We start from the raw sequence: 19,965 nt of genomic DNA, 5'->3' as shown, positions 1-19,965 counted from the left end.
ATGTATTTAGAATTTATAAAAAACCAACCAATAAAAAAGTCAAAAGACTTTTTTATCTTACATATGACCCATTATTAAAGTCAACTGTAGTTCCATTTACATACTCAGGACAAGCTGTAGCTAACCAAACTATAACTTCAGCTGCTTCACTTGGTTCTGCAAATCTTCCACAAGGAACTGCTTTTTTAAATTCTGCTTTTCTCTCTTCAGAGTTATCTTTTTGCATATCAGTTTCAACAGGACTTGGAGCTATACAATTTACAATAATATTATGTCCACCTAAAAGTTTAGCAAAAATTTTAGTTGCATTCATAAGCCCAGCTTTTGCAATCCCATACCAAATATCAGGATGACCGATTTGTCCAGCGATTGATGCTGTGTTTACTATTCTTCCATAATTTCTTTTTTTCATACCTTCGCAAAATAGTGTCATAAGTTCAACAGGAGCATACAAATCCACATTCATAATATGCTCTTTTGCGTCAAGGGGATAGTTATCATAAGAGTATTTTGGTTGCATATATCCAGCATTATTAATCAATGTATCGATTTCTCCTACTTCTTTTGCTAAATCTTTTAGCCCAGACATATTTGATAAATCATACTCTATGCATCTAACTTTTTTATTATCTTTAAATTCAAAATTTGAAAAATCCCTTGCTACTACTACAACTTCATAATCAAGTTCAATAAATCTTTTTACAACTGCTAGTCCTATTCCTTTATTTCCACCTGTTATTAATACTTTTTTTAATTGTTCCATTTTTTTCCTTTTCAATTAACTATTTATTAACTTTTCAACACTATTCATTAAATATTAGCCTATATAATTCAATTATACATAGGATATTACATGAAAATAAAATTTTTACTATTAACAATTTTTACAATTATTACTCTTGCTTCTTCATCTTATTTAAATAAAGATACAAAAATAGATGAAAAATTATATTCAAAAATCATCAATACTCCCCTTGAAAATCTATCAGGAGTATTTAAAATTGATACGAAAAATATTATAAAGAAATTAACTGATAATAATATTAAAATATTAAACAAAGAACAAACTATAATACAGATTGCACTTTCTAATTCAAAAGATAGCAATGAGATAATAGATTTAATTTTATCAAATTAAATCTATTTAAAAAAACTTTTTAATAAATTCCCTGCTTTATCACCTAACTTTTTCTCAACTGTATCTTGAATTTTCTCTTTTACTTTTTCTTTAACTCCACTTTCTAAAAGCTTTTTAGTATCAACTTTAACTTTTGGATTTGCTATATCCCCAGATATTTTTGTATCAAATTTTATACCTTTTATGTCTGTTTTTACTAAAGCATCAATTACTTTTGCTTTTGTATCAATAGTTGATGGGTTAACTTCAATTGTAGTTAATTTACTTTTCATATTTACTGTAGACTTAATTATGTTTTTATTTATATTACTATCTAATGAAATATTTTCATAAACTTCTTTTGTAAGATCAAATTTTGCAAAACTATTTATTATAGTTGAATACTCATTTTTCTTAAACTGCCCATTTAATAAATCACCTTTTAAATCACCTACTTGTTTTGCAAGATTATAATCTAATTTCAATTTTGATTTTGAGGTAAAAATTTCTGGATAATAAAGCATATGTAATACTTTTAATATTTCAACATCATCAATATTTGCAGAAAAATCATCATTTAAAAGTTTAAATCTTAATTTTCCATCTAATAATTCGGAATAACCATTTACAAGTAAATCTTTGTCTTTTTTAATATCTCCTGCAACATCAATTTTCCCTCTTAACTTAGTTTGTGTAACATCAAAAAGTTTTGAAAGATCATCAACATTTAAAAAATAATCACTTTTTATAATCATATTCTTCAAATCAACCTCTGCTTTTTTCACAAAAAGATTTGCCATAGTTGAATAAAAATCAACTTTAGATAGAGCTTTATTTGGTTGTAAATCTGTTTCTATGTCACCACGAAAAGTTAGTCTGTCTACTAATTTTGTATTAAAATCTTTATTAATTAAACTATTTGTTACAAGTCCATTTGCAATTTTAGTACTTATATTTCCATTTAATTTATCTAATTTTGCATTTTTAATATCAGCATTAATTGATATATTTCCCATAGCATATCTAGGTTTATTTATTAAATTCAATATCTCATCAATTTTTGCATTTTTTACATTAAATATTATATTAGAAGGTTCAAAATTTACTAACTGTATTTTATACTCTGTAATACTTTTAAAGATGTCACTATTACCTTCAAGTGTAGCTAAAGAACTATCTCCTTTAAGTGTTCCACTTGTCTTGAAACTTCCATTTAGTTTTTGTTTTGTATATTTTTCTAATTTTGATAGATCCAAAATATTTATATCATATTTTATATCAGCAGTTTTTGAGAATAATGATAAATCACCAATAATTTTTATATTTGAGTTTTTATCTAATGAGGCATCGAACTCAATATTTTTTGTAGTTAATACAAACTTATTTATTTTAAAATTTAAATCTTTTTGTTCATTTACTTTGCTTTCTACTACTGAAGAGACTATGCCATTACCAGTTGTTGTAAATAATAAAGCATAAATTCCTACAAGAACAATAATAATTAAAAATGTTAACCCAAAAAAAAGTTTTTTCATTATGAAGCCTTAATATTTTATTTATTAAATTATACACTAGTATGTTTAAAATAGAATCAAAAATAAGATTTCAAAACTGATTATTACTATTAATTTTCACTTTAATATATTATTATATTTATTTTGTTATATTACTTTAATATAAATATAGGAATTTAAATTGAATTTAAAAAACATTGATTATTATGATATTATTTTTAAGAATTCTATTGACCCAATTCTATTTTTAAAAGGTGACAAACTTATTGATTGTAATAAGGCTGCGCTTGATATACTTAAAATGAAAGATAAAAAAGAACTATTTAATATTCACCCTTCACAAATTTCTCCAAAATATCAACCTGATGGAAAATTATCAGCAGAAAAAGAAAAACTAATAATCCAAGAATGTTCAAAGAATGGATTCATAAGATTTGAATGGATTCATACAGATTTAAATACAAAAGAATTTTGGGTTGAAGTTACACTTAAAAAATCAACTTTAAATGGTGAAGAAATATTTATTGCTGGATGGAGAGATATATCAAAAGAAAAAGAAAAAGAAAAAACTATAGAGAGTAAAAATAAAGAATTAAAAGAAAAATATAGTCAAATTGAGAGTTTAAACCATATTTTAAATGACATTAAAGATGCTGATTTATCCGAAGCCCTAATGCTCTTAGAAGAGTATAAAAAAGCCTTAGATGAGAGTTCAATTGTTTCAAAGACAAATACGAAAGGTATAATTACATATGTAAATGATAAATTCTGTGAGATATCTGGATATTCAAGAGAAGAGTTAATAGGTAAGAATCACAATATTATTAGAGATCCTAAAACTCCAAAAGAGTTTTTTAAAAATTTATGGGAGATACTAGAAAGTAAAAATATATTCAAAGCCATAATTTCAAATAAGAAAAAAGATGGAACTATTTATTATGTCAACTCCACAATTATTCCTATTTTAGACTCAAATAATGAAATAAAAGAATATATTGGCATTAGAAATGATGTGACTTCATTATATGAAAAAGATGAAATAATTACAAAACAATTTACTGATAATCTAACAGGTTTAGCAAATAGACAAAAACTTGTGGAAGATTCTAAGAACTTCTTATTTCCTAAACTAGCTATGATTAATATTAATAACTTTAGAGATATAAATGATGTATATGGGATAGATATGGGTGACTTTATACTTAAAGAATTTTCAAATAAGTTGTTAAGTTTAAGTAATTTTAATATTAATATTTACAGAATTAATGGGGATATCTTTGGGATATTAGCTTCAGGAAACTACTCAACAGAGTCATTAAAAGACTTGTGCTTAGACTTTTTAGAGACAATAAAAATAAATCCTATTAAATATGATAATCAACAATTAAACTTATCTTATTCAATTGGTATTTCAAGTGGTAGAGAATGGCTATTAGTAGAAGCAGAAATGGCTCTCCAAGAAGCAAAAGAAGAGAATAAAACTCTTGTAATGAATTTAGAAAATAAAAATAAAGATGCTTTGAAAAAGAAAGTAGAATTAACTAATAAAATAAAATATGCCCTAAAAAATGACAACCTTTTAATTTATGGTCAAAAGATTATAAATAATATTACTGGTAAAATAAAATATGAAGTACTAATGAGGCTTAAAGTAGATGATAAGATATTATCACCTTTCTTTTTCTTAGAACATGCAAAAAAAGCAAGACTATATCATGAAATGACAAGAAAAATGATAAGCTTAGCTTGTGATTATTTTAAAGATAAAGAAAACTCTTTTTCTATTAATCTAACAATACAAGATATTACAAATGAAGAAACAGTAGAGTACCTCACAAATATTTTACTTGAAACTAAGACAAATAAAAAAATAATATTAGAAATCGTTGAGTCAGAACAAATAAGTCAATTTGAAAAAGTCTCATTATTTATCAAAAAAATGAAAAACATAGGTGTAAGAATTGCAATTGATGATTTTGGAACTGGGTATTCAAACTTTGAATATATCATTAAACTAAATGTAGATATTTTAAAAATAGATGGCTCTTTGATTAAAAATATTCACAAAGATAAAAATATCTTTATTACTGTTTCTACTATTGTAAACTTTGCTAAACAATTGGGATTGGAAGTTGTTGCAGAATTTGTTGATTCACAAGAAGTATTAGAAACAATTAAATCATTGGATATTGATTATGCACAAGGTTATTTTTTACATGAGCCTGAACATTTAATTTAAACTTTGTTACATAATGTAATAGTTTAATTATTTTAATACTCACTATAAAGAAAATTTAACCTAATAGATTGTATAATACACCCCAACAAAGTGACAAGTAGGGAAATATTTGCATTTATGTAAGTATTGCTAGTCTATTTATAGATTGGTTACGCTATCCGAACAGACTTTGTAAACAAAATATATTATAAGGATATAGAATGAAAAAAATCGTTCTTTTAATGCTAGCTATCGCTGGTGTAGCTTTCGCTGCTGACGGTGAAGTTGCAAATGAAACTTTAAAAGCTTACTCTGTAGTAGCTGCTGGTATTGGTTTAGGTCTTGCTGCACTTGGTGGTGCTATTGGTATGGGTAACACTGCTGCTGCAACTATCGCTGGTACTGCTAGAAACCCAGGTTTAGGTGGAAAATTAATGACAACAATGTTCATTGCTTTAGCGATGATCGAAGCACAAGTTATTTATGCACTTGTTGTTGCAATGATTGCATTATATGCAAATCCATTCCTAGGTTAATATTTAAATCTACAGATTTAATAAAATCTAAAAGGGGTCAAGAGTTTTCTCTTGACCCCTTTTTTTATTCCTTTTTTGACACCAAAAAGACACTTAATTAAAATATAATTAAGAACAAAGGAATAAATATGAAAAATACAACTATTAAGAAAAAAGTACTTGTACTTATATTTCTAAGTGTCTTGCTTTCATTTGCTATTTTAGGCTTTTATAATTCTTATAACAATTATAATTCTGAATATAATCTTACTAAAAATAAAGAGTTAACTATTGCAAAATCTGCAACAATTTCTATTAATGATTATCTTCAATCAAAAATTGATATTGTAGAAGCAGTTGCAAAAGAAATAACACCACTTACATTAGATATAAAAAATGAGGAAATAGTAAAAAGACTAAGACTTGGGAAGATTGCTGGTAAATTTGAAGGTCTATATTTAGGTATAGGCGAAAATGGAAATTTTCTTCAATATGATGGCACATTTAGAACTCCACAAACCCATGATTATGATTCAAGAGCAAGACCATGGTATAAAATAGAAAATACTACAGTTAGCGAACCTTATATCGATTATGATACAAAAAAACTTGTAATTTCTGTATCTTCACCTATTAAAAGAGATGGAAAAATCATAGGAGTAATTGGTTCTGATATTTTTATTGACACAATAGTTGATACAATTTTAAATGTCAATTTAAATAATATTGGATTTGCATATTTACTTGATAATAGTGGGAAAATTATTGTTCATAAAGATAAAAAACAAATAGATAAACAAAGTAAAGTCTATGAACAAATAAAATCAGACAAAAGCTTATACTTTGCAGAAGCAAATGATAATGGAAATACTCAAATGGTTGTTTATAATACTATTCCATTAACAAATTGGAAATTATTAATTCAACTTGATAAAAATGCGATTGTAAAAGAAATAAAAAAACATCTTCTAACTGAGATAATATTATACCTAGTACTACTAATTGTGATTTTATTTCTTCTTTATTTTGCACTAGTAAAAATTTTATCCCCTCTTAAAACTGTAGAAAGTGGTTTAGAGTTTTTTTTCCAATACTTAAAAGGTGAAGAAAAACATATAAATAAACTTGATATAAAAACAAATGATGAATTTGGAAATATGGCAAAAGTAATAAACAAAGAGATGGAATCAATTGCAAAAAATATTGAAGAAGATAGAGCTTTAATTGATAATGTTAAGTATGTCGTTTCCCATGTAAACGAAGGAAGACTAGATGTAAAAGTAGAAAAAACAACTTCTACAAAATCTCTTAATGAATTAAAAGACATCTTAAATCATATGATTGAAACTATTAAACAAAATGTTAATAATGACATAAATCCAATTTTGGCTCAACTTGAAGAATATGCTAAATTAAACTTTGTTAACAACATTCCAGAGGCTAATGGTAATATTGCAAAAGGTTTAAATAACTTATCGGACATAATTAATGAGATGCTTCAAGAGAACAAATCAAATGGTTTAACACTAGATGATAGTTCAAAAATCTTATTAAAAAATGTTGATATATTAAATACTTCATCGAATCAAACTGCTGCATCTCTAGAAGAAACAGCTGCTGCATTAGAAGAAATCACAAGTACAGTTATATCAAATACTGAAAGAATAGCAACTATGGCTAAGCATTCTAATGAATTATCAGCATCAATTGAAGAGGGACAAGGATTAGCCAACACTACAGTTGATTCTATGAACTCAATAAATGAACAAACGCAAGCCATAGCTGATGCAATTATTGTTATTGACCAAATTGCATTTCAAACAAATATCTTAAGTCTAAATGCTGCTGTTGAAGCTGCTACTGCAGGCGAAGCAGGAAAAGGTTTTGCAGTTGTTGCAGCAGAAGTGCGAAATTTAGCTTCAAGAAGTGCAGAAGCTGCAAAAGAGATAAAAACATTAGTTGAAAATGCAACAGACAAAACAAATAATGGTAAAAAAATAGCTGATGACATGATTCATGGTTATATAAAACTAAAAGAAAACCTTTCTCAAACTACAGGCCTTATATCAGATATCGCTGACTCTTCAAAAGAGCAAAGAACTGGTATTGAACAAATAAACGATGTAGTAAATAGACTTGATGTTCAAACTCAGAAAAACGCTTCTGTAGCAACACAAACACACGATATTGCTTTGAAATCATCTGAAATAGCAAGTAAAATTTTAGAGACAGTAAATCAAAAAGAATTTAGAAACAAATAAATTCCTATAAAAGCTCAAATCTATCCTTTGAGCTTTTTGTTTTTATAACTTATTTTTTAGAAAAACTAGATATAATTCTACCTCTTTTTTGTGCAGATGTGGTGGAATGGTAGACACGCGGGCTTGAGGGGCTCGTGGCGAAAGTCGTGTGAGTTCAAATCTCATCATCTGCACCAAAAAACTTTATACACAACAATTTTTAATTATACTTAATACATACCTTCCTCTTACAACTTTTTTACTAAAATAAAACTCTTTTCATTACTTGTTAATTAAAATTTGAATACCATACTAGTACTTAAAAATAAAGGTTTATAATGAAAACATTTTTAATAGTAGTAGGTGTGATTGTTTTAGCATTTATTGGAGTTTTATTTGCAAATGTTAATAATGTACCAACATTAGATGAAAATGTAAAAGCATCTTTTTCACAACTTCAAAATCAATATAAAAGAAGAGCCGATTTAATTCCTAACTTAGTATCAACTGTAAAAGGATATGCAGAACATGAAAAATCTACTCTAACTGAAGTGACTCAAGCAAGAGCAAATGTAGGGAAAATATCTTTGACTCCAGATATGTTATCAAATCCTAAATTAGTTCAACAATTTCAACAAGCACAAGGAGCTTTAAGTTCTGCACTTTCTAGACTTATGGTTGTTGTTGAAAAATATCCAAATCTAAAAGCTGATAAGAACTTTTTAGCATTGCAATCTCAACTTGAAGGAACTGAAAATAGAATATCAGTTGCAAGAAGAGATTACATAGAAAGTGTAAAAAAATATAATATGGAATTAAGAACTTTCCCTGGAAAAATTATTGCAGCAATTCTTTATCCTGAAGCTAAAGTAAAAGAGAATTTTACAGCTACTCAAAAAGAACAAGAAACACCAAAAGTAAACTTCTAAAATGAAAAAAATAGTTTTTATACTTTTTAGTATCTTACTTTTACAAAGCCTACTTGTAGCAGATATTGCTTTTCCTAAATTAACAGGAAGAGTAGTTGACAATGCAGGGATTTTAACTTCAAATCAAAAAGAGACTTTAACAAATATAATAAATGCCCAAGAAAAAGAGACTTCAAATCAAATAGTTATTTTGACTTTAAAATCTCTTGATGGTAATGAAATAGAAGATTATGGTTATCAAATAGGAAGATATTGGAAAATCGGACAAAAAGATAAAGATAATGGTGTTTTATTAATTGTTTCAATGAAAGAAAAGAAAATCAGAATCGAAGTTGGATATGGATTAGAAGGAAGTTTAACAGATGCTAGATCTCACGAAATAATCGAATATAAAATCAAACCATATTTTAAAAAAGGTGATTATTATAAAGGAATTTTAGAAGGAACTAATGCAATTATTAGTTCAATAAAAGGTGAATATAAACAAGAAACACATACTAGTAGTAGTGGGAATATATTCCCACTATTTATTTTATACTTTATGATAATATTTTTAGCTCCATTTATTGGTACAATATTTGCTAAAATGAACTTAAAAAAGACATCAAGAATTTTTCAATCAATGACATTTGGTGGGTTTGCTGGACTTTTTATTACAATTGGTACAGGTAGCTTTATTATCTCACTTATTGCGTTTATCTTTTTTACTTTAACAATTTTTAGAGTTAATAGCAAGATAGGAAATTCAACAAATAATTCAAACCGTAGTTCTAGATATAATAGCATTGGTTTTGGATCTGGCTTTGGTGGTGGCTTTAGTTCAGGTTCTAGTAGTTTTGGTGGCAGCTTCGGCGGAGGCGGTGGAAGTTTTGGTGGCGGTGGCGCTAGTGGAGGATGGTAATGTATTTAAATAATAATCAAAAAGAAGCTATAGAAAAAGAGATTAAAAAACTTGAAGAAAAAAGCTCTGCGGAACTTGTTGCTGTAATTACAGACTTCTCATCTTCTTATAATCTATTGATTTTAATATTTTCTTTAGTTTTTACATTTTTAGTTTCACTTATAAGCTTATATTTTGATGCAAATAGCATAATGTTTTTCGAGATACAATTATCAACTTTTGCATTTTTTATACTCTTTTTTCATAATTTTAAACAGTACTTTTTATATCTTTTACCAAAAAAATATAAGTATAACAAAGCCTCAAAAAAGGCCAAAGAAGAGTTTATTAATCAAGGGCTTTATGACACTCAAACAAAACTAGCAATCATGTTTTTTGTATCAATTGAAGAAAAATATGTAGAAATAATTACAGATAAAAATGTAAAAGAAAAAATAGATGATACATATTGGCAAGAAATAGTAAACCAATTTATAAAAGATGTCAAAAATAAAGAATTTGAAGAAGGATACAAAACTGCAATAAAAAGTTGTAGTGAAATCTTAATAGAAAATTTTCCAATAAAAGAAAATGACATAAATGAACTTAGTAATGAAGTAATAGAACTTTAAATTTAAAAGTTGCTATTACTTCATTTTCAATATTTCACAATAAAATTCTAAATCAAAAATTCTTCAAATAAATTCACCTAATAATTTAATGCCAAAGTATGATATAATTTTTAAAACTATAAAGGATATTTCATCGAAAAAAAGATAGTTGGAAGAAAAGAGAGTATCTCAATACTTGACTTGGAATTGTTTGATTTAGATGCTAAAGTGGATACGGGTGCTGATTCAAATGCTTTACATTGTGATGATATTGAAATTGAAGAAGATAAAGTAAGTTTTACTTTACTTGATGAAGTACATGCTTCATATCATGGTAAAAGAATAACTTTACCCATATATAAAATAAAACGCGTGAAAAGTTCAAATGGAACAGTTCAAATAAGACCTTCAATAAAAATTACTGTGAAATTTTTTGGTAAAAAATACAAAAGTATCATTTCCCTAACTAATAGAGCCGATATGAAGTTTCCTATGTTAATTGGAAGAAGATTTTTAAAAGATAAGTTTTTAGTTGATGTTTCGCAAGAGTATTTATGTAATAAAAAAGAGGAAAAATAATCATGAGAGTTTATATATTATCAAGAAATAAAGAGTTGTATTCAACAAGAAGATTAGTAGAAGCAGCAGAAGCAAAAAAGTGGGAAGTAAAAGTAATTGATTATTTAAAATGTACCATTGAGATAATGAAAGGTGAACTTATCATAAATTATTTAGGAAAAGTATTACCTACTCCTGATGCAATAATTCCAAGAATTGGAGCAAGTAGAACTTTTTATGGTGCAGCAATGGTAAGACACTTTGAGATGATGGATGTATTTAGTACATCTGGAAATTTAGCAATTACAAGAAGTAGAGATAAACTAAGAAGTTTACAAGTTCTTTCAAAGAATGATGTTGATATGCCAAAAACAGTATTTGCTTCAAATAAATCAAGTGCGAAAGATGTTATTGCTCTATCTGGTGGAGCGCCTTTGGTTCTTAAAATACTTGAAGGAACTCAAGGTGTTGGTGTCGTTTTAGTTGATAGTGAAAAAGCTGCAAAGTCTGTTCTTGATGCTTTTTATGGTATGGATGTAAACTTACTTGTTCAAGAGTATATTGAAGAAGCAGGAGGGGCTGATATTAGAGTATTGGTTGTAAATGGAGAAGTTGTAGGAGCCATGAAAAGACAAGGTGCAGAAGGTGACTTTAGATCAAACCTTCACCAAGGTGGAAGTGCTACAGCACATAAACTAACAAGAAAAGAAAAATCAACTGCAATAGCAGCTGCCAAAGCTATGGGTCTTGGAGTTTGTGGAGTGGATATGATACCCTCATCTAGAGGACCACTTGTTATGGAAGTAAATTCAAGTCCTGGATTAGAAGGAATTGAAAAATCGACAAATCTAGATATTGCAAGTAAAATCATGGATTATATTGAAAAAAGTGTAACTCCAGCATCAGAAAAAAGTACTAAAAAAAGAAAAATAAAAAAAGATAATATTGGAGCTTAAACTAGATGCAAAGTAGTGATTTGGTAATTGGTGGTATTGTTGTACCAAGGGGAAAAGAAGTAAAGATAAATTTAGAGTTACCAAAACTTTATAATACTCCTACAAATTTGCCAATAAGAGTAATACGAGGTAAAAAAGCAGGACCGATAGTTTTTATCAGTGCAGCAATTCATGGGGATGAATTAAATGGTATAGAGATTATTAGAAGAATCAGAAAACTAAATATTTTAAAAAAACTACATGGAACTATAATCTTTGCACCCATTGTAAATGTTTATGGAGTTATGACACTATCTAGATATCTTCCTGATAGAAGAGATTTAAATAGAAGTTTTCCAGGAAGTGGTAAAGGCTCTATTGCCAGTAGAATTGCAAAAATCTTTTTTGAAGAGATAGTTTCAAAATGTGACTTAGGAATTGACTTACATACAGCCTCTATTCACAAATCAAACTTACCACAAATAAGAACAAATATGGATAATGAATATACTCTAAAACTAGCTCGTGCTTTTGGTGCACCTGTTATCTTACACTCTGAATTAAGAGATGGGTCACTAAGAGCAGAAGGCGAAGAAAGTGGTATTCCAATACTTCTTTATGAAGCAGGTGAAGCTTTGCGTTTCGATGAAACATGTATAAGAATTGGGGTAAAAGGTATTATCAATGTTTTAAGGGAAAATGCCATGCTTCCAAAAGTTTTACGAAAAGGTAGCAAAGCACCAATAACTTCAAGGGTAAGTAAATGGATAAGAGCAAGTGAAAGTGGAATGATAAGAACAATAAAAGCCTTAGGTGAAATTGTAAAAGAGAATGAAGTTATTGCGTATATTGATGAGCCATTAGATGATAATAGCTTTGAAATATTAGCTCCCTTTGATGGAATCATTATAGGAAAATCTCAAATTCCACTTGTGCAAGAAGGTGATGCGGTTTTTCACATAGCAAAATTTGGTAATTTAAATATTGCAGAGAATAAAATGGAATACTTTAATGAAGATGCCATAAAACAAAGTGAATTTTACGAATTAAATAATGAAGAGATAATAGAATAACATGGAAAAATTTTACGATATTTTAAAACAGCTAATTAGAACACCAAGTGTTGTTGGAGCAGAACACCCTTTTTTTATGCGAGTAAAAAGAGAGCTTGAAGAGTTAGATTTAACAGTTGAATATTATGATGGAGTTTTGGTCGCTAAAGGAAATACTCCTGAAAGTGGCTATATTTCTGCCCATGCAGATAGACATGGACTTATTTGTACTGGACAAAATGAATTCCAATATGCTGCCTTTATTGCAAAAAACCAAGCCGATTTAAGGGGAAATTCAAACTCTGAAAAACTTTTAAAAAACTTTGAGATGAGATTTATGGATCACAAAGTTCAATCATATGAGCCTTGGTCTGGAAGTTATTTGGGAATGGGAGTTATAAAAGATGCTTTTCTTTGCGATAGAAGAAAAAATATCATTTTCAAAATCGATGGACTTAAGCATCTTTTGCCTGGAACGGCCATAGCTTTTATGGATACTTTAAATATAGATGAGAATGGATTAGTTTCAGCTCAACTTGATAATGTTATCTCTATTGCTATGATTATTTATTTATACCATCTTGGCTACCAAGGAACTGCATTTTTTACAGCAAGTGAAGAAGCTGGTAAAAGTTGGAGATTTTTACTTGAATATTTTAGAAGATTAAATACTACAACAGATGAACTTCTTGTTTTAGATACAAGTCCTTACAGTAGTGTAGATCATATTACAAATTTAGATATTGTGTTGAGAAATAGAGATGAAAATGCTGTTTTCAAATCACCTTTAGAAGAAAAACTAAAAAAAATAGTTATTGAAAATAATATAAGTTACCATTATAAAGATGCATATTTAGAAAATCAAATGTTAAGTGCAGGAACAAAAGGCTCTGTAGGAGTTACAGAGTTAGGAAGAATAATTGATGCAACAGATGGTGAGATTCAAGGTACAACTCTTCAAATTCCAACTATTGGATATCATACAGTAAGAGAAACAACTACTAAAAAATCTATAGACTCTATGGTTTTGATTTTATCAAAACTTTACATTGAAAATAAAGATAACTAAAAAATAGTTATCTTTTTTTTATAAAAAATACTAAAAGTATTGACATAATTGCGGAGAAAAAAAGTATATTTATTACAAGTTGAGTTCCACCTATTCCTTGGGTGAAAGGCAAAGAAGTAGTATTCATACCAAAAAATCCCACAATTAAATTTAAGGGTAAAAATACTCCTGATAATAAAGTCAGTATATAAACAGTTCTATTCATCTGTTCATTATTTTCTACTATATATGAATTATGCAAAGCATCAAGTTTTTCTAATAACATACCAGAATTTCTATGTGCTCTATTTAAGTGCTCTTGCATATCTTCAAAATTACTCTTTAAATAATCATCATCTTTTTTATAATCATTTATCAAAATTGCAATAACTTCAACACATTTGAATAAAACTCTATTCATCTTGATAAAATCATTTTTGTAAGAAAACCATTTTTTATTAAAGTTTTTATCTATATTATTTTCATAAAAGCTATCTTCAATATCTTCTATTTCATTTATATAAGCATTTACCATACGCATTATAGAATCAACATCTTTATTTAAAAACTCATAAAATCCATCAATATTTTTTAAATCAATAAAATTTTTGTTTTTTCTATCATAATAAAAATAAGAATTATCAGTAATTATAAAAGCTTTACTTACAGGCACTACTCTATTATTGGTTAACTTTGGAATTCTGATTATAAATAAATCATAATTTTCATCTTTGAAAAATATTGAAGGGTGGGCTTCATTATCAATATCAGTTAGATGAAAATCATCTATTGTATTTAATTTCATTATTTACTTAATTGTTTATATAATGAATTTAGATCACCTAAAACCCAAATCTCTTTGATTTTTTCATCTTCTATTCTAAAAAATGAAGCTCCGTTATATCTTATTCTTTTATTAGTTGCCTCTATATCAAAAAGTTTTCCTAAGTGAGTTCCATTATATATAGCTCTTGCACTTACCAAATTGTTTTCTGCAATCATAAGTTCAACCCCATGATATAAATTTGGAAGGGCATGTAAAATCATATCAAAGTACTCTTCAAACTCTTTTTTACCATGCGTTTCAACATCTAATGTACCTCTAAAAAGTATATCATCATGAAATAGTTTATCAATATATGTTTTATCTTTTTTATTCCAAAGATTTTCATAATAAGATTTTACAATTTCTTTATTTTTGTTCATTTTCTCTCTTTTTTGTAATTTTAAAAAATTATACTACTTTTTTTCTTTTTTTTTCACTTAACTTGACTAAAGTTCCGTTGCATTTTTAATAATATCAATTCCATACTTATCTCTTAGCTTATTAATTTTATTTGTTAACTCCAAATTCTTTTTATCATTTTCATATTCAAAAAGATCAAAACTATGATTTTTATTTTCAGTAAAATTTGATACTGATAGATTTAATTGGACAATATGATGGGTTGGATGAATATCAATATCTTTAAAAAGCTGTAAAATTGAGTTTTTAAAGTATGTTTCATTAAAAAGTCTATTTGTATTAATATAATCTTTTGATTTACTTTTGTAGTCATAACTTATTTGTAAAAAAAATGTTTGAGGAGTAACTTTTTCTTTAAATACTAAAAAACTAAGATATCTACATAAGATTACAAGTCTTCTATTTATCTCAGATCTATCTTGTACAGGATCAAAAGTTCGTCCTATTCCTATTGATTTTTTAGAAGTTCTTGTTTGTGTCTTTTCTTTATCTAATCCTAATACTCTATTAAAAAGTTGTATTCCAGATTTTTTCCATGAATAAAAAAGCTCTTTTTTATCTCTTATTTGACCTAACCTTCTAATTCCATGTGCCAATAATTTTTTTTCAGTACCTTTTCCTATACCTGGGAATTCTGAGATTGCTTTATCTTTTATAAAATCATAGACTTCATCTTGTTGTACTATTTTTATACCATCTGGTTTTGCACCATTTGTTGCAAGTTTTGCTATGTATTTTGTGTTTGCAATCCCAATAGATATTGGTAATTTAAACTTTTCAAAAACTTCCTTTTTTAACTCTTTTGCAAAATTTTCTATATCACTATCTTCAATATATCCACTTAAATCTATATAAAATTCATCAATACTAGATTGTTCCACATGGGGTGTTTTTGTATACAAATATTTATTAAGTTTTTGGGATAAGTCATGATACAAAGAATAATCAGGTGGAATCATTATCAAATGAGGACAAAGCATTAAAGCTTCATTTACACTCATAGCAGTTTTTACACCATGTTTTCTAGCTTCATAAGAAGATGTTGTGATTATTCCTCTTATTCGTCCATTTTGGTCTTTGTAGTACTCTTTAGAAGTTTTACTATTTTTAGTTAAAATAGAACTAACAAAAGCACCATTACTTTCACTTAGTACTTTTTTATCATTTGATTTATTATCAAATATTGATGTATTACTTCTTCCTCCAACAGCAACTGCTTTGCCTAATAGTGTACTGTCTAGTGTTCTATGGGCAGATACAAAAAATGAATCGATATCTAGGTGTATAATCATAGAGCTATTATACAATATTTTATTACAATTTGATATAAAATGGCATAATGTAATATTTGACTTTAAAAAAATATTGCTGTATATTTTCAATTTTAAAGGATAAAAAATAGAACCTTGTAGAAACTGTAAAAGCCAAATAGAACCTAAATTAAGACAATGTCCCTATTGTGGGATTTTAAACCCTACTATTAAATTAAAAGAGATTTTTATTGGTATTTTTTTCGTAATAGCTGTTATGAGTATAGTTACTTATTTTGTAAATTAATTTATTTAAAAAATTTACCCATAACAAAACCAACAGCCAAACCAATAAGATGAGCATACCAAGCTACTGGAAGACCTATTAAAACAGGTGCAACAGATATTATTAAAATCCAAGTAATGATACCTTTTCTTTGATAGGTATCAATAAGTGCAACATAGCCTAAAAGCACACAAATTGCTCCTGAAGCACCTACTAAGTTATTATTCATACCAATTGCTTGCATAAAATAAAAACTCAATAATGAAGTTATAACTCCACCTATGAAATAAAGAACTAATAAGGCTTTTACACCTCTATATTTTTCTATCATATTTCCAAATTGAAAAAGTACAAACATATTCATCAATATATGCCCTACTCCACCATGGGCAAACATTGTAGATAAAGGTTGATACCAAAGTCCCTCAAGAAAGAACATGTTTAGTCCTAAATATAAAGAACCATTAGGCATATTTATTTGAATAATGTACATTAAAACCGTAATAAAAATAATTATATTTGTGACAGTTATTAGTTTTTCATTTTGCATTGTGTTTAAAAGCCTTTATTGTACATTCTATTCTATTTTTAATCTCATTTTTATCATAATGTAAAAAGTTTGTTTCCATCATAAAAACCTCTTTTCCATTTATTCTAAAAGAGCTTAATATAGTTCCAGCAAAAGATTTACTTTTTTCATCTTTTTTTCTAGGGTCATTTTTATCATTTTCTATAATTTCATATTTTATTTTTAAGTATTTTACTGGATTTTCTCTTTGAGGAAAAGAAATTGAAGTTTTAAAAAAATTATCTGCTTCATCTATAGAGATTTTATCTTTTAAATAAAACTTTCCAAATCGAGGTTTTGTAAAACCTCCACTTAAAACATACAAACCATTTTTTAAATAATAGTTTGCATCTTTTAAGAGTTCAGGTCTTGTAATAGAATCAAAAGTGAAAGTCTCTTTTTGACATTGTAAGTTAGAGTTAACTCTATTTTCTTTTTTCACTTTTGGTCCAAATTTTGAATAAAGAGTAATTACAACCGCAAGTATTATAATAGAAACCAAAGTAAAAAAGTTATTTACTGTTTGGCTTATTCTTCTTTGACTTGCGCTCATAAAATTAAATCAAACCCTCTTTTAGTACATCTTCAATTTTATCTACTGGTTTTATTTCTAGAGCTTTTTTAACTTCCTCAGGAATATCTTCTAAATCTCTTTCATAATTTTTTCTAGGGATTAAAGCTTTTTTCATTTTTGCTTTAAAAGCTGCGATTAGTTTTTCTTTTAATCCACCTATTGGTAAAACTTTTCCAGTAAGTGTTAGTTCACCTGTCATACAAAGGTCAGATTTAATCTCTTTATTGCTTAATATTGAAGCAATAGTTAAAGCCATTGTAATACCAGCACTTGGTCCATCTTTAGGAGTTGCACCTTCTGGAATGTGCAAGTGAATATCATATCTTTTATAAATTTCACTTGACTCTAAAACTGTATTTTCATCTTTTTCTTTTAAAGACTTAGGAATACTTTTTGAATCAATTTTTAGTCTACCTTCATCAATTAAAACTTTTACAACTGAGTATGAAATTCTTGATGACTCTTTCATTACATCACCTAGATTTCCAGTAACAACTAAGCTACCTTTACCTTTTAGTTTTATAGCTTCGATTTTTAAAACATCTCCACCGACAGCTGTCCAAGCTAAACCATTAGCAACACCTATCATATTCTTTTTATCTGCTGGGTCTATTTCAAAAATAGGATTATCCAAGAACTCTTTTAAATTTTTAGTATTAATTAAAACTTTAGATTCATCTTTAGATAATATTTTCTTAGCAGCTTTTCTAAATAATTTAGAAAATACTCGTCTAAGATTTCTAACCCCTGCTTCTCTTGTATATTTTGAAATAATCATCTCAACAGTTGTTTGACTCATACTTATTTCAGTCTTTTTAAGACCATGCTTTTCTAACTCTTGAGGTATCAAGTAATCTTTTGCGATATGATATTTTTCATTTGGAGTATATGAAGATATTTCAATAAACTCCATTCTATCTCTAAGTGCTGCTGGTATTCTTCTAGCATCATTTGCAGTTGATACAAATATAACTTGTGATAAATCTATTGCAAAGTTTAGATATAAATCTCTAAATTCATTATTTTGCTCAGGGTCTAAAACTTCAAGCATAACAGCTGTTGGATCACCTCTGTTATTTGCTCCTAATTTATCTATTTCATCAAGAACCATTACAGGATTCATTTTTTTAGCATCAACCAAGCCTTTTACAAGTCTTCCTGGCATTGCTCCAACATAAGTTCTTCTATGACCTCTTAGTTCATTTACATCTTCCATCCCACCTAAAGCAACTCTTACAAGTGGTCTTTTTAATGCTTTTGAAATAGAGTTTGCTAAAGAAGTTTTACCAACACCTGGAGGTCCCACAAAACAGAGTACTGTACCTCTTGATTTTGCATTTTCAACTCCTCTTTGTTCTAAAAGTTGTTTTACTGCAAAATACTCAGAGATTCTCTCTTTTGCTTTTTCTAGTGAGTAGTGATCTTTATTTAGTTGTTTTTCAACTGCATCTACAGATATCAATTCATCTGAATATTGTCCAAATGGGATATCTAAAACTTGCTCTACATATGTTTGTAAAAGTGAAGCATCTGGTGAATCTTGATGCATACGAGAAAGCTTTTCAATTTGTTTTTTTGTCTCTTTGAAAGCATCTTTTCCCATAAAAGGTTTAAGTTTTTTTAATCTTTTTGAATAAGATTTTACCTCTTCATCTTTTTTATTTCCAGTTCCAAGTTCTTGTTGTATTGCTTTTATTTGCTCTTTTAGAAAATAATCCTTGTGTGTCTTTTCAATTTTTGAATTTACTTTTTGAGTAATATCTTTTTGAATTTTGAAATTTTCTATCTCTTTTTGTATTATTTCTATGATAGCTACTAATCTAGCTTCAATGTCTGTTTGAGAAAAAAGTTTATATGATTGTGATTTAGTCACTTTTAAAACAGAAGAAATTAAATCTGCAATTCTAACTGCATCATTATTTTCATCAATAGTTTTTATCAAATCAACTGGAAACTTAGTATTTATTTTTGATAATTTACCTACATTTTCTCTAAGAATATTTAATATAGAAGTAACACTCTCTAGTGAATATGGTTTTGTTTCTATTAATTCTACTTGGCAAACATCTGGGTTATCAGCTTTAAATTCACTTATTCTTCCCTTTGCTAAACCTTGAAAAAGTACTTTTATCTTACCATCTGGTAAAGATACTTTTCTCATAATGTTACCTATTACACCAACATCATAAAATTGACCATCAGCTCTTTCTTGACTCTCTTGCCCATCTTTACTGACAGCAACTATTACTAACTTATTTTCATTTATTGCTTTTTCAACTGCACTAATATTTGTTTTATTATTTAAAAAAAGTGGTGCAATCATAAATGGGTATAAAAATACCTCATCTTCGATAATTAATGGTAATTCCTGTGGAAACTCATCATAATTTGTTAAATCCATTAAAATTAACTCCTAAAATATTT

At 27.5% G+C, this 19,965-nt stretch carries 19 protein-coding genes and 1 tRNA gene; 12 read left to right on the top strand and 8 right to left on the bottom strand.

The annotated features are described in order from the left end of the window. Window positions 1–52: 52 nt before the first annotated feature. On the bottom strand, window positions 53–763 hold the full coding sequence (locus LXN10_RS10835; RefSeq protein ID WP_375723033.1) for an SDR family NAD(P)-dependent oxidoreductase: 711 nt from the start codon (window positions 761–763) through the stop codon (window positions 53–55). 90 nt (window positions 764–853) lie between these two features. On the opposite strand from LXN10_RS10835, the gene LXN10_RS10830 reads away from it, so the two are divergent. Continuing rightward, window positions 854–1,138 carry a hypothetical protein gene (locus LXN10_RS10830; RefSeq protein WP_375723032.1) on the top strand — a complete coding sequence of 95 codons (285 nt, stop codon included), beginning with the start codon at window positions 854–856 and terminating at the stop codon, window positions 1,136–1,138. Between the two features lie 2 nt (window positions 1,139–1,140). Here the strand turns inward: LXN10_RS10830 and LXN10_RS10825 are convergent, their stop codons facing one another. Further along, the gene (locus tag LXN10_RS10825) at window positions 1,141–2,652 is read right to left on the bottom strand and encodes a DUF748 domain-containing protein (RefSeq protein ID WP_375723031.1); all 1,512 of its coding nucleotides are present in this window, start codon (window positions 2,650–2,652) and stop codon (window positions 1,141–1,143) included. A gap of 160 nt (window positions 2,653–2,812) precedes the next feature. On the opposite strand from LXN10_RS10825, the gene LXN10_RS10820 reads away from it, so the two are divergent. The 11 genes from LXN10_RS10820 to LXN10_RS10770 all read left to right on the top strand — a co-directional run bounded on the left by LXN10_RS10820 (window position 2,813) and on the right by LXN10_RS10770 (window position 13,638). Then, entirely contained in the window at window positions 2,813–4,870 is a 2,058-nt protein-coding gene (locus LXN10_RS10820) for a bifunctional diguanylate cyclase/phosphodiesterase (protein WP_375723030.1), read from the top strand. A 200-nt stretch (window positions 4,871–5,070) separates the two neighbouring features. After that, a complete protein-coding gene (locus tag LXN10_RS10815; RefSeq protein ID WP_375723029.1) occupies window positions 5,071–5,385 on the top strand; it encodes a F0F1 ATP synthase subunit C in 315 nt (104 codons plus the stop codon). 128 nt (window positions 5,386–5,513) lie between these two features. After that, the gene (locus LXN10_RS10810) at window positions 5,514–7,625 is read left to right on the top strand and encodes a methyl-accepting chemotaxis protein (RefSeq protein WP_375723028.1); all 2,112 of its coding nucleotides are present in this window, start codon (window positions 5,514–5,516) and stop codon (window positions 7,623–7,625) included. Between the two features lie 92 nt (window positions 7,626–7,717). Further along, window positions 7,718–7,801, top strand: a tRNA-Leu gene (locus LXN10_RS10805). Window positions 7,802–7,942: 141 nt separating this feature from the next. After that, window positions 7,943–8,533, top strand: coding sequence for a LemA family protein (locus tag LXN10_RS10800; protein ID WP_375723027.1), 591 nt, complete (start codon window positions 7,943–7,945; stop codon window positions 8,531–8,533). A gap of 1 nt (window position 8,534) precedes the next feature. Further along, a complete protein-coding gene (locus LXN10_RS10795) occupies window positions 8,535–9,434 on the top strand; it encodes a TPM domain-containing protein (protein WP_375723026.1) in 900 nt (299 codons plus the stop codon). After that, the gene (locus LXN10_RS10790; RefSeq protein ID WP_375723025.1) at window positions 9,434–10,045 is read left to right on the top strand and encodes a TPM domain-containing protein; all 612 of its coding nucleotides are present in this window, start codon (window positions 9,434–9,436) and stop codon (window positions 10,043–10,045) included. The genes LXN10_RS10795 and LXN10_RS10790 overlap by 1 nt, the downstream gene beginning before the upstream one ends. Before the next feature lie 132 nt (window positions 10,046–10,177). Further along, window positions 10,178–10,603, top strand: coding sequence for an ATP-dependent zinc protease family protein (locus LXN10_RS10785; protein WP_375725340.1), 426 nt, complete (start codon window positions 10,178–10,180; stop codon window positions 10,601–10,603). 2 nt (window positions 10,604–10,605) lie between these two features. Continuing rightward, complete coding sequence (gene rimK / locus LXN10_RS10780; RefSeq protein ID WP_375723024.1) at window positions 10,606–11,538, top strand: 30S ribosomal protein S6--L-glutamate ligase; 933 nt, start codon at window positions 10,606–10,608, stop codon at window positions 11,536–11,538. 5 nt (window positions 11,539–11,543) lie between these two features. Further along, window positions 11,544–12,590, top strand: a complete 1,047-nt coding sequence (locus LXN10_RS10775) for a succinylglutamate desuccinylase/aspartoacylase family protein (protein ID WP_375723023.1) — start codon at window positions 11,544–11,546, stop codon at window positions 12,588–12,590. A 1-nt stretch (window position 12,591) separates the two neighbouring features. Then, complete coding sequence (locus tag LXN10_RS10770; protein WP_375723022.1) at window positions 12,592–13,638, top strand: peptidase M42; 1,047 nt, start codon at window positions 12,592–12,594, stop codon at window positions 13,636–13,638. Between the two features lie 7 nt (window positions 13,639–13,645). Here LXN10_RS10770 and LXN10_RS10765 read toward each other — a convergent pair whose 3' ends face one another. The 6 genes from LXN10_RS10765 to lon form a co-directional block, all read right to left on the bottom strand. Next, on the bottom strand, window positions 13,646–14,422 hold the full coding sequence (locus LXN10_RS10765; protein ID WP_375723021.1) for a CorA family divalent cation transporter: 777 nt from the start codon (window positions 14,420–14,422) through the stop codon (window positions 13,646–13,648). Further along, entirely contained in the window at window positions 14,422–14,823 is a 402-nt protein-coding gene (locus LXN10_RS10760) for an ester cyclase (protein WP_375723020.1), read from the bottom strand. The genes LXN10_RS10765 and LXN10_RS10760 overlap by 1 nt, the downstream gene beginning before the upstream one ends. Window positions 14,824–14,889: 66 nt before the next feature. Further along, the gene (locus tag LXN10_RS10755; protein WP_375723019.1) at window positions 14,890–16,155 is read right to left on the bottom strand and encodes a DNA polymerase Y family protein; all 1,266 of its coding nucleotides are present in this window, start codon (window positions 16,153–16,155) and stop codon (window positions 14,890–14,892) included. Window positions 16,156–16,421: 266 nt separating this feature from the next. Then, window positions 16,422–16,949, bottom strand: coding sequence for a rhomboid family intramembrane serine protease (locus LXN10_RS10750; protein WP_375723018.1), 528 nt, complete (start codon window positions 16,947–16,949; stop codon window positions 16,422–16,424). Then, entirely contained in the window at window positions 16,939–17,520 is a 582-nt protein-coding gene (locus LXN10_RS10745) for a hypothetical protein (protein WP_375723017.1), read from the bottom strand. The genes LXN10_RS10750 and LXN10_RS10745 overlap by 11 nt, the downstream gene beginning before the upstream one ends. A 4-nt stretch (window positions 17,521–17,524) precedes the next feature. Further along, complete coding sequence (gene lon, locus LXN10_RS10740) at window positions 17,525–19,942, bottom strand: endopeptidase La (protein ID WP_375723016.1); 2,418 nt, start codon at window positions 19,940–19,942, stop codon at window positions 17,525–17,527. Window positions 19,943–19,965: the final 23 nt, after the last annotated feature.

Origin of the sequence: Arcobacter iocasae, from assembly GCF_042214795.1 — a bacterium.
Lineage (GTDB): Bacteria > Campylobacterota > Campylobacteria > Campylobacterales > Arcobacteraceae > Arcobacter > Arcobacter iocasae.
The sequence above is the reverse complement of the archived record's forward strand: the minus strand, read 5'-3'. Positions and strand labels throughout refer to the sequence as shown.

What these genes read in the sequence shown, in the direction of transcription:
- LXN10_RS10770 (WP_375723022.1), top strand. Translation starts at nt 12,592, where the DNA reads ATGGAAAAATTTTACGATATTTTAAAACAGCTAATTAGAACACCAAGT.
- LXN10_RS10815 (WP_375723029.1), top strand. Translation starts at nt 5,071, where the DNA reads ATGAAAAAAATCGTTCTTTTAATGCTAGCTATCGCTGGTGTAGCTTTC.
- LXN10_RS10775 (WP_375723023.1), top strand. Translation starts at nt 11,544, where the DNA reads ATGCAAAGTAGTGATTTGGTAATTGGTGGTATTGTTGTACCAAGGGGA.
- LXN10_RS10825 (WP_375723031.1), bottom strand. Translation starts at nt 2,652, where the DNA reads ATGAAAAAACTTTTTTTTGGGTTAACATTTTTAATTATTATTGTTCTT.
- LXN10_RS10765 (WP_375723021.1), bottom strand. Translation starts at nt 14,422, where the DNA reads ATGAAATTAAATACAATAGATGATTTTCATCTAACTGATATTGATAAT.
- lon (WP_375723016.1), bottom strand. Translation starts at nt 19,942, where the DNA reads ATGGATTTAACAAATTATGATGAGTTTCCACAGGAATTACCATTAATT.
- rimK (WP_375723024.1), top strand. Translation starts at nt 10,606, where the DNA reads ATGAGAGTTTATATATTATCAAGAAATAAAGAGTTGTATTCAACAAGA.
- LXN10_RS10760 (WP_375723020.1), bottom strand. Translation starts at nt 14,823, where the DNA reads ATGAACAAAAATAAAGAAATTGTAAAATCTTATTATGAAAATCTTTGG.
- LXN10_RS10795 (WP_375723026.1), top strand. Translation starts at nt 8,535, where the DNA reads ATGAAAAAAATAGTTTTTATACTTTTTAGTATCTTACTTTTACAAAGC.
- LXN10_RS10810 (WP_375723028.1), top strand. Translation starts at nt 5,514, where the DNA reads ATGAAAAATACAACTATTAAGAAAAAAGTACTTGTACTTATATTTCTA.
- LXN10_RS10745 (WP_375723017.1), bottom strand. Translation starts at nt 17,520, where the DNA reads ATGAGCGCAAGTCAAAGAAGAATAAGCCAAACAGTAAATAACTTTTTT.
- LXN10_RS10800 (WP_375723027.1), top strand. Translation starts at nt 7,943, where the DNA reads ATGAAAACATTTTTAATAGTAGTAGGTGTGATTGTTTTAGCATTTATT.
- LXN10_RS10790 (WP_375723025.1), top strand. Translation starts at nt 9,434, where the DNA reads ATGTATTTAAATAATAATCAAAAAGAAGCTATAGAAAAAGAGATTAAA.
- LXN10_RS10755 (WP_375723019.1), bottom strand. Translation starts at nt 16,155, where the DNA reads ATGATTATACACCTAGATATCGATTCATTTTTTGTATCTGCCCATAGA.
- LXN10_RS10750 (WP_375723018.1), bottom strand. Translation starts at nt 16,949, where the DNA reads ATGCAAAATGAAAAACTAATAACTGTCACAAATATAATTATTTTTATT.
- LXN10_RS10830 (WP_375723032.1), top strand. Translation starts at nt 854, where the DNA reads ATGAAAATAAAATTTTTACTATTAACAATTTTTACAATTATTACTCTT.
- LXN10_RS10835 (WP_375723033.1), bottom strand. Translation starts at nt 763, where the DNA reads ATGGAACAATTAAAAAAAGTATTAATAACAGGTGGAAATAAAGGAATA.